This is a genomic window from Streptomyces macrolidinus (genome assembly GCF_023887685.1).
GTDB lineage: Bacteria > Actinomycetota > Actinomycetes > Streptomycetales > Streptomycetaceae > Streptomyces > Streptomyces macrolidinus.
In genome coordinates this window covers 48,527-68,182 of the sequence record NZ_JAMWMR010000029.1, presented here as the reverse complement: position 1 = coordinate 68,182, position 19,656 = coordinate 48,527, and the positions used below count along the sequence as shown (strand labels likewise).

2 protein-coding genes are annotated in these 19,656 nt (G+C 72.4%); both read left to right on the top strand.

What is annotated here, in order from left to right; genetic code table 11:
- Window positions 1–9,490 (top strand): type I polyketide synthase (locus NGF19_RS25480; RefSeq protein WP_252427737.1); only part of this gene is annotated, 9,490 nt, incomplete at its 5' end.
- A gap of 55 nt (window positions 9,491–9,545) precedes the next feature.
- Entirely contained in the window at window positions 9,546–19,634 is a 10,089-nt protein-coding gene (locus NGF19_RS25475) for a type I polyketide synthase (protein ID WP_252427735.1), read from the top strand.
- Window positions 19,635–19,656: the final 22 nt, after the last annotated feature.

Here is a 19,656-nt window from a genome sequence, read left to right as displayed (position 1 = left end):
ATGCGTACAGGCGGAGTTGGCGCAGGCGTTGGCAGAGGTGGCGCCGCGCGCGGCGGAGGTGCCGTTCTACTCGACGGTGACCGGCGGACTGCTGGACACTGCTGCTCTGGACGGCGAGTACTGGTACCGCAACCTCCGTCAGACGGTGGAGTTCGAGCAGGCCACCCAAGCTCTACTGGCCGATGGTTACCGGGTGTTCATCGAGTCCAGCCCGCACCCCGTACTCACCATGGCGGTGGCGGAGTCCATCGAGGCCGCCTCGGCCGACGCAACCGCCCTGGGCACGCTGCGCCGCGACGAGGGCGGCATGGGGCGCTTCCTGCTGTCCCTCGGCGAGTTGCATCTGCGCGGCGTGGACGTCGACTGGGCGGCAGCCTTCGCCGGACACCGGCCCAGCCGGGTCGACCTCCCCACCTACCCCTTCCAACGCCAACGCTACTGGCTTGAGGAGACCGGGAGTTCGGACGGCGACGCGGCTGCCATGGGCCTGGTTCCGGCCGGGCACCCGCTGCTCGGGGCCGTCATCACCCTCGCCGACTCCGACGGGCTGCTCTTCAGCGGTCGACTGTCCCTGCGTACGCATCCCTGGCTCGCCGACCACGCGGTACGAGGCGGCGTCCTGCTGCCGGGCACGGCCTTCCTGGAGTTGGCCGTCCTCGCCGGAGACCGGACCGGCTGCGGGCATCTTGAGGAACTCAACCTGGAAGCACCACTGGTCCTGCCCGAACAGGACGGTGTTCTGCTGCGGTTGACCGTCGGCACCCCCGACGCCCAGGGCCGCCGCGCCCTGACTCTCCACGCACGCCCCGACCATCCCGACGCGGAGGAGGAGTGGACCCGGCACGCCTCCGGTGTACTCGCCCCCGCGGCCCTCCAGCCGTCCGCGACAGCCCGGCCGTCCGAGGCCCTGCCCGCCGCCTGGCCGCCGCCCGGTGCCGAACCCATCCCGCTGGACGGCATCTACCAGCGCTACGCCGAGGGCGGCTTCGCCTACGGCCCCGCCTTCCAGGGGCTCACGAGCGCCTGGCGGCTGGGCGACGAGGTCTGCGCCGAGGTCGCGCTGCCGCAGGAACAGCGCTCCCAAGCAGACCAGTTCGGCCTTCACCCCGCTCTGCTCGACGCGGCGCTGCACGCCACTGGGCTGACCGAGGAAGCCCGGGAGGCCGAAGAGGGCCGGATGCCGTTCTCCTGGTCCGGGGTGACCCTGCACGCCTCCGGCGCGGACACCCTGCGGGTCCGGCTGACGCCCGTCGGACGGGACACCATGGCTCTCGAAGCCGTCGACCCCCGCGGCAGGCCGGTGGTCTCGGTGGAGGCGCTCGTCCTGCGCCCGGTGGTCGCGGACGCGCTCCCCGACGCGGGTACCTACCACGACTCGCTCTTCCAGGTGGAGTGGACCGCCGTACCCCGCCCCCCGGCCCCCGCGCCGGGCCACTGGGCCGTGTTGGCTTCCGACGACGACGCACCGTTCGAAGCCGCCGCCGACTACGCGGACGTTGCGCATCTCATCGAGGCGGTGGACGCCGGGGCCCAGGTACCCGAACTCACTGTGCTGCCCATGCTCGCGGACCCGACCGCGCAGGACCCGCACACGGCCGTACACCAGGCCCTGGACGCCCTGCGGAACTGGCTCGCCGACGAACGGCTGTCCCGGACCTGCCTGGCCTTCGTCACCCGTGGCGCGGTGTCCGCGCAACCCGGCGAGGGCATCTCGGACCTGGCGCGCAGCGCCGTGTGGGGACTGGTGCGCTCGGCCCAGTCCGAACACCCGGGCCGATTCCGCCTGTTGGACCTCGACGACCAGGCACAACCCGCCGACGTCGCCGCCGCACTGGCCTCCGAAGAGCTCCAACTCTCCCTACGACACGGCGCGTTGTACGCCCCCAGGCTGGCCAGGGTCGCCCGCTCCGACCGGGAGGACACCGGCACACTCGACCCTTCCGGTACCGTCCTGATCACCGGCGGCACCGGACTGCTCGGCTCCAGGGTCGCCCGCCATCTCGTCACCGAACACGGCGTGCGCCACCTGCTGTTGACCAGCCGCACCGGCTCCGATGCCCCAGGGGCGCAGGAACTCGCTCACGAATTACGGGAGTCGGGCGCCCAGGTGACCGTAGCCGCCTGCGACGTCGCCGACCGGGACGCCCTGTCCCGACTGCTGGCCACGGTGGACCCCGAGCACCCGCTGACCGCGGTGGTCCACGCCGCCGGCGCGCTGGACGACGGAGTCATCACCACGCTCACCCCCGAGCGGGTGGACACTGTGCTGCGCCCCAAGGCCGACGCCGCGCTCCACCTGCACGAACTCACCCGCGACCAGGGCCTGTCGGCGTTCATCCTCTTCTCCTCCGCCTCGGGCACCTTCGGCGGCCCCGGCCAGGGGAACTACGCGGCGGCCAACGCCTTCCTGGACGCGCTGGCCCATCAGCGCAGGGCCCAGGGCCTGCCCGCACAGTCCCTTGCCTGGACCCTGTGGGACCAGCGCTCCGCCCTCACCGAGCACCTGGACGACGCCGACGTACGGCGCCTGGCCCGCTCCGGCATGCCCCCGCTCTCCATCGAGCAGGGGCTCACCCTCTTCGACGCCGCGCTCGAAGCCGCACTGCCCGTCCTGCTCCCCATGCGGCTGGACACCCGCGCTGCAGCGGCTCGGGCCGCCACCGAACCGGTCTCCCCACTGCTGCGCGGACTGGTGCGTATGCCCCTTCGGCGCTCCGCCGCGACCGGGGGCACCCTTGCCGACGAAGGAGACCTCGCCCGCCGTCTGGCCGGACGCTCCCCGAGCGAACGCACCCGTGTCCTGGTCGAGTTGGTGTGCACCCAGGCGGCGGTCGTGCTCGGCTACACCTCCGCCGACGCCGTGGGCGCCGAACGTGCCTTCCGTGACCTCGGCTTCGACTCGCTGGCCGCGGTGGAGCTCCGCAACCGCCTGGCCGAAGCCACCGGCCTGCGCCTCCCCGCCACCCTGGTCTTCGACTACCCGACGCCGACCGCGCTCGCCGTATACGTCGGCGAGCGCCTACCGGTGGACGGGGAACGGACAGCGCGGCCCATCACTCCGGCCGCCACCGTGAAGAGCGGCGAGGACGCGGTGGCCGTGGTGGCGATGGGCTGCCGCTTCCCCGGCGGCGTCCAGTCCCCCGAAGACCTCTGGAACCTGGTCGCCTCCGGCACCGACGGCATCTCACGCTTCCCGACCGATCGAGGCTGGGACGAGGACGCCCTCTACCACCCGGACCCCGGGCACATCGGCACCTCCTACGTACGCGAGGGCGGATTCCTCACCGGAGCCGCGGACTTCGACGCCGAGTTCTTCGGCATCTCGCCGCGCGAGGCCCTGGCCATGGACCCGCAGCAGCGGTTGCTCCTGGAAGTCACCTGGGAGACGTTCGAACGCGCCGGCACCGACCCCGCCTCGCTGCGGGGCGCCGCGGCGGGCGTGTTCGTCGGACTGATGCAGCAGGACTACGCGGTCCGGTTGCTGCCACACATCCCCGAAGACGTCGAGGGCTTCCTCGGCACCGGGAACTCCGGCAGCGTGGTCTCCGGCCGCCTGGCCTATGCCTTCGGCCTTGAGGGGCCCGCGGTCACGGTGGACACGGCCTGCTCGTCCTCCCTGGTCGCCCTCCACATGGCCGCCCAGTCGCTGCGCAACGGCGAATGCTCGCTGGCGCTGGCCGGTGGCGTCACCGTGATGTCCAGCCCCGAACTGTTCGTGGAGTTCAGCAGGCAGGGCGGACTGGCCCCCGACGGCCGCTGCAAGTCCTTCGCGAACGCGGCCGATGGCACCGGCTTCGGCGAAGGCGCCGGAATCGTGCTGCTGGAGCGGCTCTCGGATGCGCGGCGGCTTGGGCATCCGGTGTTGGCCGTGGTGCGGGGCAGCGCGGTGAATCAGGACGGTGCGTCGAACGGGCTGACGGCGCCGAATGGTCCGTCGCAGCAGCGGGTGATCCGGCAGGCGTTGGCGAACGCGGGGTTGGCGCCCGGCGAGGTGGACGCGGTGGAGGCGCATGGCACGGGTACCACGCTCGGTGACCCCATCGAGGCGCAGGCGTTGCTGGCCACGTACGGTCAGGACCGGCCTGCCGAACGTCCGTTGTGGCTGGGCTCGTTGAAGTCCAACATCGGCCACACCTCGGCCGCCGCGGGCGTTGCCGGGGTCATCAAGATGGTCCTGGCGATGAACCACGGCGTACTGCCGCAGACCCTTCACGTCGACCAGCCCACCCATCAAGTGGACTGGAACGAGGGCCGGATACGACTCCTGACCGAACCACGCTCCTGGGACAACACCGATCGCCCGCGTCGGGTGGGTGTGTCGGCGTTCGGTGTGAGTGGCACGAACGCGCATGTGGTGTTGGAGGAGGCGCCGGGGTCGGAGTCGGTGGGGGAGCGGGTCGATGATCCAGGTGTTCCCGTGCCTTGGCTGTTGTCGGCGAAGAGTGCGGATGCGTTGCGGGAGCAGGCGCGGCGTCTGCTGGATGCGGGTGTTGAGCGGGCGCGTGCGGTTGATGTGGGGTACTCGCTTGCTGTGACCCGGGCCCGGCATGCCCATCGCGCGGTGGTGGTGGGCACGCGGCCTCAACTGCTGGCCGGGGTGGAGGCGTTGGCGTCCGGTACGGGGGTGACGGGCACTGCTGTGGGGGACGCGCGGACGGTGTTCGTGTTCCCTGGGCAGGGGTCGCAGTGGGTGGGGATGGCACGGGAGTTGCTGGAGTCCTCGCAGGTGTTCCGGGACCGGATGCGCGCCTGCGCCGATGCGTTGGCGCCTCATGTGGAGTGGTCGTTGCTGGATGTGGTGCGCAACGACTCCGCGGACGTGGATCTTGACCGGGTGGATGTGGTGCAGCCGGTGCTGTTCTCGGTGATGGTGTCGTTGGCGGAGGTGTGGCGGTCGTTCGGTGTGGTGCCGGATGCGGTGGTGGGTCATAGCCAGGGTGAGATCGCTGCTGCTGTGGTGGCGGGCGGTCTGTCGCTGGAGGACGGGGCGCGTGTGGTGGCTCTGCGTTCCCAGGTGTTGGGTGCTCTGGCGGGGCGTGGGGGCATGGTGTCGGTGGCCTTGCCTGCGGCAGAGATGCGTGAGCGTCTGACGGCTGGACTCTCGCTCGCAGCGGTCAACGGCCCGTCCTCGGTGGTGGTCTCCGGTGACACCGAGTCCCTGGACGAGTTGATGACGTGGTGCGCGTCCGAAGGCGTACGTGCGCGCCGGATCCCCGTCGACTACGCCTCCCATGGGCCCCAAATAGAGCAAATTCAGGAAGAGTTGGCGCAGGCGTTGGCCGGTCTGACACCGCAGGCTGCGGAGGTGCCGTTCTACTCGACGGTGACGGGCGGGCTGCTGGACACCTCTGGCCTGGACGGCGAGTACTGGTACCGCAACCTCCGTCAGACGGTGGAGTTCGAGCAGGCCACCCAAGCTCTACTGGCCGACGGCTACCGGGTGTTCATCGAGTCCAGCCCCCACCCCGTACTCACCATGGCGGTGGCGGAGTCCATCGAGGCCACCGAGTCGAACGCGACCGCCCTGGGCACGCTGCGCCGCGACGAGGGCGGCATGGAGCGGTACTTGCTGTCCCTGGGCGAGGCATGGACCCACGGCGTGAACGTCGACTGGGCACCCGCCTTCGAAGGGACGGGCGCCCGCCGCGTCGAGTTGCCCACCTACGCCTTCCAACGCAGGCGTTACTGGCTGGATGTGCCCACCACCAGTCGGGATGTGGCCTCCGCGGGTCTCGGAACGACCGGGCATCCATTGCTCGGGGCGGCAGTGGAGGTCGCCGACAGTGGCGAACTGCTGCTCACCGGCCGCCTGTCGGTGCGTACGCATCCCTGGCTGGCCGAGCACGCCGTCGGAGACGTGATCCTGCTGCCCGGCACGGCCTTCGTGGAGCTGGCGTTGCGGGCGGCGGACGAGGCCGGGTGCGCCGTCGTAGAGGAACTCACCCTCCAGGCACCCCTCGTCCTGCCCCCTCAGGGCGCGGTCCGGATCCAGGTACGGCTGGCCGTCGCCGACGAATCCGGCCGCCGTGCCCTTGGTGTGTACTCCCACGCCGAAGGGGACGCCGACGCCGAGCAGCCCTGGACCGAGCACGCCACCGGTACCGTCCCACCGGCTTCGGACGGGGGCGCCCGAGGCGCGGCGCTGCTGAGTTGGCCGCCCGCCGGGGCGAGCCCGGTGGACGTCACGGACCTCTATGAGCGGTTCGACGCGGCGGGGTATCACTACGGCCCGGCCTTCCAAGGCATCCGTGCCGCCTGGCAGCGCGAGGGCGAGGTGTTCGCCGAACTGGTGCTGCCACAGAGCCAGCATGCGGACGCCGCCGCGTACACCGTGCACCCGGCGTTGCTGGACGCGGCCCTGCAGACCGCGGCGTTGCTGCCCGGCCAGGACGGTGGGGCCCGGTTGCCGTTCAGTTGGACCGATGTCCGCGCGTACGGCCATGGCGCCACCACCTTGAGGGCCCGGCTCACCACCGCCGGCCCGGACGCCGTGACCTGCGCGGTGTACGACCTGGCCGGACAGGAAGTGCTGTCGGTGGGCGACTTGGCGCTGCGCCCGCTGTCGGCGGACGGGCTGTCGCCGGTACTGCGGGACGGGCAAGGCCTGCTCCACCTGGAGTGGGTGCCCGCTTCCGCGACAGGTACGGCGGCGTCCGGGGAGTGGGGTCAGCTCGGCAACTCCCTTGAGTTGTCCGGACCTTCCTGGTCAGGCCTCGATGCGCTGCGTACCGCACTGGAGCAACCTGACGCCCGCATACCGGAGTTGGTGCTGGCGCCCTGCCCGGAGGCTGACGAGGAAGCCCCCGGCAGCCGGTTGACCGCCACCACGGCCGCCTGCCTGACCCTGGTGCGGGAGTGGCTGGCCGATGAACGGCTGGCCGCCTCGACGCTGGTGCTGCTCACGCGGGGCGCGGTATGCGCCGGGTCGGGGGACCGGAACACCGACCCGGTGGCGGCCGGTGTCTGGGGGCTGGTGCGCGGTGCTCAGGCCGAGCACCCCGGCCGCCTGATGCTGGCCGACCTCGACGACCGGCCCGAGTCCCGGGACGCGCTGATCGCCGGGCTCCCCGGAGTGCTGGCCGGAGGTGACCATCAACTCGCGGTCCGGCAAGGCGAGATGATGGTGCCCCGCCTGTCGCGGGCGCTGCGTGAGGGCGCCCTGGTGCCACCTCCCGGCGAGGCCGCCTGGAAGGTCGACCTGGTTCGACCGGGCAGCCTGGACGGGCTGGCCCTGGTGCCCGCGCCCGCCGCCCTGGCCCCGCTGGGCGAGGGAGAGGTACGGATCGCGGTACGGGCCGCCGGGTTGAACTTCCACGATGTGGTCGTCTGCCTGGGCCTGGACCCGAACCAGCCGGTGCTGGGCAGCGAGGGTGCGGGCGTCGTCCTGGAGACCGGCCCCGGAGTCGACGACCTGGCGCCCGGCGACCGGGTGATGGGTGTCTTCGGCGGAGCGTTCGGCCCGACGGCCGTGGCCGACCGGCGCACCGTCGCGCGGATCCCGGACGGCTGGAGCTTCGCCCAGGCCGCATCGGTGCCCATCGTCTTCCTCACCGCCTACTACGGGCTGTTCGACCTGGGCGGGCTGCGCAGCGGTCAGTCCGTGCTGGTGCACTCCGCCGCAGGGGGTGTCGGCATGGCCGCGGTGCAGCTCGCCCGGCACGCCGGGGCCGAGGTCTACGGCACGGCCGGCCCGGGGAAGTGGGAGGTGCTGCGGAGTGCCGGTCTGGACGAGGAACACATCGCCTCCACGCGGACCCTGGACTTCGCCGACCGGTTCCGGGAGACCACCCAGGGGCGCGGCGTCGATGTCGTACTGGACTGCCTGGCCCGGGAGTTCGTCGACGCCTCGCTGACCTTGCTGCCGCGCGGCGGGCGCTTCGTGGAGATGGGCAAGACCGACATCCGGGACGCCGACGAGGTGGCCCGCGACCATCCGGGCGTCCATTACCGCGCCTTCGACCTGATGGAAGCGGGCGCGGACCGAGTGGGCGAGATGCTCACCGAAGTGCTCTCCCTGTTCGAGCGCGGGGTGCTCACCCCGCTGCCGGTCACCTGCTGGGACGTACGCCGGGCGCCGGAGGCGTTCCGCTATCTCGGCCAGGCGCGGCACATCGGCAAGAACGTCCTCACCGTGCCCGCCCCGCTGAACCCCGAAGGCACCGTACTGATCACCGGCGGCACCGGCACCCTGGGGAGGCTGGTCGCCTGCCACCTGGCCGCCGAACACGGCGTACGCCACCTGCTGTTGACCGGACGTCGCGGACCCGGCGCACCCGAGGCCGCCGAACTCCTCGCTGAACTCAGGGCATTGGGCGCCGACGCCGAGATCGTGGCCTGCGACGCGGGTGATCGCACGGCCCTGTCGGGCCTGCTGGCGGGCATCGCGAAGGAGCACCCGCTCACCGGGGTCGTGCACGCCGCCGGGGTCCTGGACGACGGTCTGGTGGACACCCTCACCCCCGAGCGACTGGAGCGGGTGCTGCGCCCCAAGGCCGAGGCCGCGCTCCATCTGCACGAACTCACCCGCGATTCGGACCTGGCGGCGTTCGTCCTGTTCTCCTCCGGCGCCGGTCTGCTCGGTGCGGCGGGCCAGGCCAACTACGCCGCCGCCAACGCCGTCCTCGACGCCCTGGCCGCCCGGCGCAGGGCGGAGGGACTGCCCGCGGTGTCCATCGGCTGGGGCCTGTGGGAGCAGCGCAGCGCGATGACCGCGCAGGTCACCGAGGGCGATGCGCGCCGCCGCGGCAAGAGCGGGCTGGGGGCGCTCACGTCGGCCGAGGGGCTCGCCCTGTTCGACGCCGCGCTGCGCCTGGAGCACCCCTACGCGCTGGCCGCCAAGCTCGACCCGGCGGCCCTGCGCACCGGCCCGGCGGAGGTACCGGCGCTGCTGAGCCGACTCGTGCGAACTCCTCGCCGTACGACCGCCGTCGCCGCCCCGGCCGCCTCCGGGTCCTCGTACGCCGAGCAACTGGCCGCGCTGGACCCGGCCGAGGCGCGGCGGGCCCTGCTCGACCTGGTCTGCGGCAACGCCGCCGCCGTACTCGGCCACTCCTCGCCCGAACTGGTGCGTCCGGACCGGCCGTTCAAGGAGCTGGGCTTCGACTCGCTCACCGGGGTGGAGCTGCGCAACCGACTCGCCGCGCTGCTCGGCGTACGGCTGCCCGCCGCGCTGGTCTTCGACCACCCCACGCCCAAGGCGCTGGCCCGCCACCTCGCCGAGCGGACCGCCGCGGAGGGCGGGGCCGCCGAACCGGCCGTGCTGACCGAAATGGGCAAGCTGGAAGCGCTGTTGGAGGCCGTGTCCACGGACGGTGCCGCGGACGAGTCGCTGCGGCTGGAGCTGTCCCGACGGCTGCGGGGCGCGCTGTCCCGCCTGGAGGCGACCGGGGACACGGACGACGCGGGACAAGAGACCGCCGCGGCCGACCACATCGAGTCCGCGACCAACGACGAGATCTTCGACCTCATCGACAAGCTGGGCATCTCGTGAATCCCGTGCGGATCTCCAGGAACGTTCCGGCGCCACACACCTGCGGAGGAGCACGGTGAGCGAGCAGAAGCTGCGCGACTACCTCAATCGCGTCACCATCGACCTGCAGAACACCCGTCGGCGGTTGCGGGAGGCCGAGGCCAGGAACCGCGAGCCCATCGCCATCGTCGGGATGAGCTGCCGCTTCCCCGGCGGGGTGCGCACCCCGGAGGACCTGTGGGAGCTGGTGTCCGCGGGCCGGGACACGGTGGGTGCCCTCCCTGCCGACCGGGGCTGGGACCTGGCCCGGCTGAGCGCGGGCAACGTCCCCTGCCAGGGCGCGTTCATCGACCGGGCCGGCGACTTCGACCCGGAGTTCTTCGCCATCTCCCCGCACGAGGCGCTGGCCATGGACCCGCAGCAGCGGCTGCTCCTGGAGACCGCCTGGGAGGCCATCGAACGGGCCGGTATCGACCCGGCCGCGCTGCGCGCCACGCCGACCGGGGTGTTCACGGCCGCGATCGACCAGGGCTACGCCCAACTCGCGGGCAAGGCACCGGAGATCGTCCAGGGCTTCCTGATGACCGGCAACTCGATGAGTGTGATGTCCGGCCGGGTGTCCTACACGCTGGGCCTGGAAGGCCCGGCCGTCACCGTGGACACCGCCTGCTCCTCCTCGCTCGTCGCCCTGCACCAAGCGGTCCAGGCGCTGCGCAACCGGGAGTGCTCCCTCGCCCTGAGCGGCGGGGTCACCGTGATGTCCCGGCCCTCCGTGTTCACCGAGTTCAGCCGGCAGGGCGCGATGAGCCCCGACGGCCGGTGCAAGCCCTTCTCGGCCTCCGCCGACGGTACCGGCTGGGGCGAGGGCGTCGGCATGCTGCTGCTGGAGCGGCTGTCCGACGCCCGCCGCAACGGCCACCCGGTGCTGGCCGTGCTGCGCGGCTCCGCCGTCAACCAGGACGGCGCCAGCAACGGCCTGACCGCGCCCAACGGCCCCTCGCAGCAGCGGGTCATCCAGGCCGCCCTGGCCGACGCGGGTCTGTCCACCGCGGACGTCGACGTCGTGGAGGCCCATGGCACCGGCACCACACTCGGCGACCCGATCGAGGCCGACGCGCTGCTGGCCACCTACGGCCGGGAACGGGACGCCGAACGGCCGCTGTGGCTGGGGTCGTTGAAGTCCAACATCGGACACACCCAGGCGGCTGCCGGTGTGGCGGGTGTGATCAAGATGGTGCTGGCGCTGCGTGCGGGCACCCTGCCGCGCACCCTGCATGTGACCAGGCCGACGCCGCACGCCGACTGGGCGGCGGGCTCGGTGCAACTGCTCACCGAGGCCAGGGAGTGGCCGGACGTGAACCGGCCGCGCCGGGCGGGCATCTCCTCGTTCGGCATGAGCGGGACCAACGCCCACGTCATCATCGAGCAGGACACCCTCGAAGAGCCGTCCGAGCGGCCGGGCGCGGTCACAGGCCCGGAACCGGCCGTCGTCCCCTGCGCGGTGTCCGGGCACACCGCCGCCGCCCTGCGCGAACAGGCTGCGCGGCTGAGCGCCCACGTGGCGGCGGACCCCTCCGTACGCCCCCTGGACCTCGCCCATGCGCTGGCCACCACCCGTACGGCGCTGGACCACCGAGCCGTGCTGATGGCCCGCGAGCCCGCCGAACTGGCCGCGTCCCTGGCCGCGTTGGGCCGCGACGAACCCACCCCCGGGACGGTGACCGGCGGCACGGAGCCCACCGTGGGCAAGACCGTGCTGGTCTTCCCCGGCCAGGGCGCCCAATGGCAGGGAATGGCCCGCGAACTGCTGGAGCAGGCACCCGAGTTCGCCCGCTCCATGGCCGACTGCGACCGCGCGCTGGCCGAGTGGGTGGACTGGTCGCTGCTGTCCGTGGTGCGCGGGCAGCCGGACGCGCCCTCGCTGGAGCGCGTGGACGTGGTGCAGCCCGCGCTGTTCGCGGTGATGGTGTCGCTGGCCGCGCTCTGGCGCTCCTGGGGAGTGGAACCTGACGCCGTGGTCGGACACAGCCAGGGGGAGATCGCCGCCGCGGTGGTCGCGGAAGGACTCTCGCTCTCCGACGGGGCCAAGGTGGTGGCCCTGCGCAGCCGGGCCCTCGGCGCACTGGCCGGTCAGGGCGGCATGGTGTCACTGGCACTGCCCCGCGAGACGGCGGAGACGGAGATCGCCCCCTGGGGCGAACGGCTCTCGATCGCCGCGCTCAACGGCCCCGCCGCCGTGGTGGTCTCCGGCGAACCGCAGGCGCTCGCAGAGTTGGTGAACCGCTGCGCCGAGCGTGGCATCCGGGCCAGGACCGTGCCCGTCGACTACGCCTCCCACTCGGCACAGGTCGAGCGGATCGAGACGGAACTGCTGACCGCCCTGGACGGCCTCACGCCCAGGACCGGCCGCGTCCCGGTGTTCTCCACCGTCACCGGCGACTGGCTCGACACCGCCACGATGGACGCCGCGTACTGGTACCGCAACCTGCGGCACACGGTGCGCTTCGACACCGCCGTACGTGCCCTGGCCGAGCAGGGCCACGACGTGTTCGTCGAGGCATCGCCCCATCCGGTGCTCACCATGGCGGTCCAGGACAGCGCCGAGGCCGCGGGCGCGCAGGACGCCGTGGTCATCGGCACCCTGCGCCGCGACGAGGGCGGTCTGGACCGGGTGCTGACCGCTGCGGCCCACCTGTGGGTCCGGGGCGTACGGGTGGACTGGCGCGCGGTGTTCGACGGCTCCGGCGCCCGCCGGATCGACCTGCCGACGTACCCGTTCCAGCGCCGACGCTTCTGGTTCGACGCGACCGGCGACGCGGATGCCGTGGCCGCCGAGGACGGCGAGTTCTGGGACCTGGTGGAGCGCGGCGACGCGGCCGAGGCGGCCGGTGTCCTGGCCGTCGACCCGGAACCGCTCGCCCGGGTACTGCCCGCCCTCGACTCCTGGCGCCGACAGCGACGACAGTCCTCGGTCCTGGACTCCTGGCGCTACCGCGTCCAGTGGCAGCCGGTCGCCGAACCACCGGCCGTGACCCTGTCCGGCCGCTGGCTGGTCGTCCTCCCCGAGGAGCAGCGCACCAGCCCCCAAGTCACCAGCGTCATCGAGGCGTTGACCGAACTCGGCGCGAACGTCACCCCGATCGGGCTGACCGAAGCCGACACCGACCGGACCCGGATGGCAGCCACCCTCGCCTCCCATCCGTCCGGCGACCTGTCCGGCGTACTGTCCCTGCTGGCCCTGGCCGAGCGACCGCACCCCGCGCACCCGTCCCTGCCCACAGGCAGCGCGCTCACCCTCGCCCTCGTCCAGGCCCTGGGCGACCTCGGCAGCCGTGTCCCGCTCTGGTGCGCCACCACCGGCGCGGTGACCACCGGGGACACCGACCCGCTCACCGCCCCCCGACAGGCGCTCGTCTGGGGCACGGGCCTGGTGGCCGCCCTGGAACAACCGCACCGCTGGGGCGGGTTGATCGATCTGCCCGTGGACCTCGACGCCTCCGCCCGGCTGCGACTGGGCGCGGCACTGTCCCGGACGGCGGGCTCCTCCGACGAGGACCAGCTCGCGGTCCGCCCGTCCGGCCTGTACGCGCGCCGCCTGGTACGCGCCCCGCGCACCGCCACCCCCGACCGGCCCTGGAAGCCCCGTGGCACCGTCCTGGTCACCGGCGGCACCGGCGCGGTCGGCCCGCATCTGGCCCGCTGGCTGGCCCGCGGCGGAGCCGAGCACCTGGTCCTGCCCGGCCGCCGCGGCGCGGACACCCCCGGAGCGGCCGAACTGACCGACGAGATCGAAGCACTTGGTGCCCGGCTCACCCTGGTGTCCTGCGATGTCACCGACCGCGGCCAACTGGAGCGGTTGCTGGACGAGTTGGACCGACAGGGCACCCCGGTGACCGCGGTGGTGCACGCCGCGGCCTTCATCGCCCTCGCCTCACTGGACACCATGCCCCTGGAGGCGTTCGAGCGGATCGTCGCCGCCAAGGCGGCCGGTGCCCTGCACCTGGACGCCCTGCTCGACCGTGAACTGGACGCGTTCGTCCTGTTCTCCTCGATCGCCGGTCTCTGGGGCAGCGGCGCACACGGCGCCTACTCCGCAGCGAACGCCCTGCTGGACGCGGTGGCCCACCACCGACGCGGCCGAGGACTGCGGGCCACCACCATCGACTGGGGCGTCTGGCAGGCCGACAACCCCTGGCTGCGGCCGGACGCCGCGGACGACACAGGTGTCCTCACCCTGGAGGACCCCTTCAAGCTCGCCGAACAGGGCCTGCCGAGGATGGACCCCGAACTCGCGGTCGCCGCCCTGCAACAGGTCCTCGACGACGACGAGACCGCGGTATGTGTGGCCGATGTCGACTGGGAGCGGTTCGCCCCCGTCTTCACCTCCGCCCGGCCCAGCCCGCTGATCGCCTCCGTACCGCAGGCACGCCAGGCCCTGGAACAGACCGACACCGCACCGCCGGAGTCGTCCCATGCGGCCTCCCGACTGCGCGACAGCCTCACCGGGTTGCCGTCGGCCCAGCAGACCCGCCTGATACTGGACCTCGTCACCCGGCACGCCGCGGCGGTACTGGGCCATGACTCGCCCGAGGCCATCCGCCCCGGCAAGGCCTTCCAGGAACTCGGCTTCGCCTCACTGACCGCGGTGGAACTGCGCAACCGGCTGAACACCGCCACCGGCCTCCGGCTGCCCTCCACCCTGATCTTCGACCACCCCTCCGCCCACGTACTCGCCGAGCACATCCGCACCCAACTCCTCGGCCACACGGAGGAAGTTGCCACCACACCTCGCCCCGCCCAGGCCGCCGACAGCGGTGAACCCATCGCCGTCGTGGCCATGGCCTGCCGCTTCCCCGGCAACATCAGCACGCCCGAACACCTGTGGCGGCTGCTCGTCGAACGCGGCGACGTGGTCTCGGACTTCCCCACGGACCGCGGCTGGGACCTGGAGACGCTCTACGACCCGGACCCCGACCGGCCCGGCACCGTGACCACCCGAGGCGGCGGCTTCCTGCACAACGCGGGCGAGTTCGACGCCGACTTCTTCGGCATCTCACCGCGCGAAGCGATGGCCATGGACCCGCAGCAGCGGCTGCTCCTCGAAACCACCTGGGAGGCCCTGGAACGGGCCGGACTCGACCCGGAAGCGCTGCGCGGGAGCCGGACCGGGGTGTTCACCGGGGTCAACTACGGGGACTACGCCTCGGCGGTGGCCGGTTCGGCGGAGGCCGAGGGCCACCTGCTCACCGGCAGCGCCCCCAGTATCGTCTCCGGGCGGGTCGCCTACACCCTGGGCCTGGAAGGCCCGGCCGTCACCGTGGACACCGCCTGCTCCTCCTCACTGGTCGCCCTGCACCTCGCCGCCCAGGCGCTCCGGGCCGGGGACTGCTCGCTGGCGCTGGCCGGCGGTGTCGCCGTGATGTCCACCCCCGGTGCCCTCGTCAGCTTCTCCCGGCAGCGGGGACTGGCGGCCGACGGGCGCTGCAAGACGTTTGCCGAGGCCGCCGACGGCATGGGCATGGGCGAGGGCGTCGGCGTGCTCCTCGTCGAACGGCTCTCGGACGCCCAGCGCCACGGCCACCCGGTACTGGCCGTGATCCGAGGCTCGGCCATCAACCAGGACGGCGCCAGCAACGGCCTGTCCGCACCCAACGGACCCGCCCAACAACGGGTCATCCGCGCCGCGTTGGCCAACTCCGGGCTGTCGGCCGCCGACGTGGACGTGGTCGAGGCCCATGGCACCGGCACCACGCTCGGCGACCCCATCGAAGCACAGGCACTGCTGGCCACCTACGGTCAGGACCGGCCCGCGGAGCGTCCGCTGCTGATCGGCTCCCTGAAGTCCAACATCGGCCACACACAGGCCACTTCGGGCGTGGCCGGAATGATGAAGATGGTGCTGGCCCTGCGCCACCGGCAGGTGCCGCCGACCCTGCACGTCGACCGGCCCACCACCCATGTCGACTGGAACCAGGGCGCGGTGGCGGTCAACACCGACCTGGTGCCCTGGCCGGAGGGCGGGCATCCGCCCCGCGCCGGAGTGTCCTCCTTCGGACTGAGCGGCACCAACGTCCATGTGATCCTGGAACAAGCCCCCGAGCCGGAGCCCGTGAGGCGTCCGGTGCCGTCGGGGGCGCGGGCCGCGCTGCCCTGGCCGCTGTCCGCCAGGACCGCACCGGCACTGCGTGACCAGGCCGGGCGACTCCGGGCACACCTGACCACGGACCACGGCGCGGACCCGGCGGACATCGCCCTGTCCCTGACCGGCCGCACCGCCTTCGAGCACCGCACGGTCATCGTCGCCGACCCGAGCCTGCTCCCCGCCGAACTGGACCAGGCCACGGCCGGAATCCCGACCTCCCACTCGGTCACGGGTACCGCGGTGGCGGATGCGCGGACGGTGTTCGTGTTCCCTGGGCAGGGGTCGCAGTGGGTGGGGATGGCGCGGGAGTTGCTGGAGTCCTCGGAGGTGTTCCGGCAGCGGATGGTCGAGTGCGCCGATGCGCTCGAGCCTTATGTGGAGTGGTCGCTGCTGGATGTGGTGCGCGACGACTCCACGGATCTCAGCCCGGTGGATGTGGTGCAGCCGGTTCTGTTCGCGGTGATGGTGTCGTTGGCGGAGGTGTGGCGGTCGTTCGGTGTGGTGCCGGATGCGGTGGTGGGTCACAGTCAGGGTGAGATCGCTGCTGCTGTGGTGGCGGGCGGTCTGTCGCTGGAGGACGGCGCGCGTGTGGTGGCTCTGCGTTCCCAGGTATTGGGTGCCCTGGCGGGGCGTGGAGGCATGGTGTCGGTGGCCTTGCCTGCGGCAGAGATGCGTGAACATCTGACGGCTGGACTCTCGCTCGCAGCGGTCAACGGCCCGTCCTCGGTGGTGGTCTCCGGTGACACCGACTCCCTGGACGAGTTGATGATGTGGTGCGCGTCGGAGGGCGTACGTGCGCGCCGGATCCCCGTCGACTACGCCTCCCATGGGCCCCAAGTGGAGCGAATTCAGGAAGAGTTGGCGCAGGCGTTGGCCGGTCTGACACCGCAGGCTGCGGAGGTGCCGTTCTACTCGACGGTGACGGGTGGACTGCTGGACACCTCTGGCTTGGACGGCGAGTACTGGTACCGCAACCTCCGTCAGACGGTGGAGTTCGAGCAGGCCACCCAAGCACTACTGGCCGACGGTTACCGGGTGTTCATCGAGTCCAGCCCGCACCCCGTACTCACCATGGCGGTAGGGGAGACCGACGCGGACGCGGTAGCGGTGGGCACGTTGCGCCGTGACGACGGGGGCATGGAACGCTTCCTGCTGTCCCTGGGCGAGGCATGGACCCATGGCGTGAACGTGGACTGGGCGCCCGCCTTCGACGGCGTCGACGCCCGCCGCGTCGAGTTGCCCACCTACCCCTTCCAACACCAGCGCTACTGGATGGATGCGCCCACCACCAGCGGGGATGTGACTTCCGCAGGTCTCGGAACGATCGGACATCCGCTACTCGCGGCGGCGGTGGAGGTCGCCGACACGGGTGAACTGCTGCTCACCGGTCGCCTGTCGGTGCGTACGCATCCCTGGCTGGCCGAGCACGCCGTCGGAGACGTGATCCTGCTGCCCGGCACGGGCTTCGTGGAGCTGGCGTTGCGGGCGGCGGACGAGGCCGGGTGCGCCGCCGTAGAGGAACTCACCCTCCAGGCACCCCTCGTCCTGCCGAAGTCCGATGCCGTGCAGGTCCAGTTGCGCATCGGTGCTCCGGACGACTCCGGCCGTCGCGCTCTCGACGTGTTCTCCCGGCTCCAGGACGCCACCGACCCGAGCTGGACCGCTCATGCCACCGGGGTGCTGGTCACGGACGACCCCGAGCCGGAGCCGCCCGCGCACGACGACGCCTGGCCGCCTGCCGGCGCGGTCCCGATCGGCGTCGAGGACCTCTACGACCGCTTCGCCACCGCCGGTTACGGCTACGGGCCGCTGTTCCAGGGCCTGTGCTCGGCCTGGCGGCGCGACGGCGAGGTCTTCACCGAGGTACGGCTGCCGCAGCAACGGTCCACGGACGCGGGCGCGTTCGGACTCCACCCCGCGTTGTTGGACGCCGCGCTGCAGGGGCTGTGGCTGGGCGGCTCGGACGGTGCCGGAACGGAACTGCCGTCAGGCACCGCCAGGTTGCCGTTCTCCTGGTCCGGGGTCACCCTCTACGCGTCGGGCGCCACCGCCCTGCGCGTGCGGCTCGCCTTCCACGGCGACGGCTCGGTGTCGCTCACCGCGGACGACCCGGCCGGTCGGCCGGTGGTCAAGGTCGACTCCCTGGTGGTCCGGCCGGTCGCCCGGGACGCGCTGCGCGCCCCGGCCGACCCGGCCGCCGACTCCCTGTTCCGGGTGGAATGGACGGTTGTCCCCGCGGCCTCCCGGGCGCCCGACACCGAGCAGTGGGCCGAACTCGGCCCTGTCGGACTGCTGCCCCGGTCCTACCCCGGCCTCGCCGAACTGACGGCAGCCGTGGCCGACGGCATGGCCGTACCCGAAGCGGTCGTGGTGACCGGCCGGCCGGGCGGAGACGACGCACCGGCAGTGCACCAGGCGGTGGCCGAGGCGCTGCGGCTGCTGCAGGACTGGTTGGCCGACGACCGTTACGCCGACGCCCGGCTGGTGTTCGTCACGCAGGGCGCCGTCAGCACGGCGGAGGACGAGACGGTCACCGACCTCGCGGGCGCGGCCGTCCGCGGGCTGATGCGTGCCGCTCAGTCCGAACACCCCGGCCGAATCGTCCTGTTGGACGCGGAACCCGCCGATGACCCGGCCGTGCTCCTCGCCCTGCTGCCCGCCGTACTGGCCTCCGACGAGCCTCAACTCGCCGTACGCAAGGGCACCTTGCTGGCCGCCAGGCTGACCCGTGCGGTCGCCGCCGATGCCGTACGTTCCACGCCGCTGGACCCGTCCGGCACCGTACTGATCACCGGGGCCACGGGTGTGCTGGGCCGACTGGTCGCCCGGCACCTGGCGGCCGAATACGGGGTACGTCGGCTGTCGTTGGTCAGCCGCCGAGGAGACCAGGCCCCGCAAGCCAAGCAACTCGTCGACGAACTCGCAGAGTTGGGGGTCGAGGCGGAGATCTCCGCTTGTGACACCAGCGACCGGGACGCGCTGTCCGCACTGTTGACGCGGATACCGGAGGAACATCCGCTCACCGCCGTGGTGCACGCCGCCGGAGTGCTGGACGACGCCACCGTCGAATCGCTGACCCCCGAGCGAGTGGAGCGGGTGCTGCGTCCCAAGGTCGACGCGGCGTGGCACCTGCATGAGCTGACCCGCGATCTGCCGCTGTCCGCCTTCGTCCTCTTCTCCTCGGCGTCCGCCACCATCGGAAACGCGGGCCAGGGCAACTACACCGCTGCCAACGCCTACTTGGACGCCTTGGCCTGCCGTCGCCGGGCCGAAGGGCTCCCGGCCCGATCGCTGGCCTGGGGGCTGTGGGAACAGCGCAGCGAGATGACCGGCTCCCTGGACGAGACCGACCGGCGGCGGATGACCCGCGGCGGTGTCGCGGCCCTCTCCGACCGGGAGGGACTGGCCCTGTTCGACGCCGCGCTGCGCTCACCCGAGGCGCTGCTGGTCCCCGTACGGCTGGACCTCGCCCGGCTGCGGTCGGCCGACCCGGCGACCGTACCGCCGCTGCTCCGCGGCCTGGTGCGCACCGTCCGCCGTACCGCCTCCGGAGCCGACATCGCCGAGGCCGACTCGCTGCGTCGCAGGCTGGCCGCGCTGGGTGGTGACGAACGCCTCGACGCGCTCGCCGAGTTGGTGTGCGCGAGGGTCGCCGATGTCCTCGGCCACACCGGTGCCGGTGCCGTCGACCCCGAACGGCCCTTCAAGGACCTCGGGTTCGACTCGCTGACCTCGGTGGAACTGCGCAACCGGCTGGCCGCGACGGCCGGACTCCGGCTGCCCGCGACGCTGGTCTTCGACCATCCCACCCCGCTCGCGGTCGCCGCGTATCTCGACGGGCGGTTGCTGCCCTCGGCACCGGCCGCCGTACAGGCAGGCGTCCGGACGGCCCCGGCGGCGCGGGAGGAACGGGAACAGGAACAGCAACAGGAACAGCAACAGGAACAGCAACAGATCGACGCGATCAGGGAGATGGACGTGACCGACCTCGTGCGGATGGCGCTGGGCGGCGAGCGTGACTGAGAACACCGCACCGGAAGAAGGG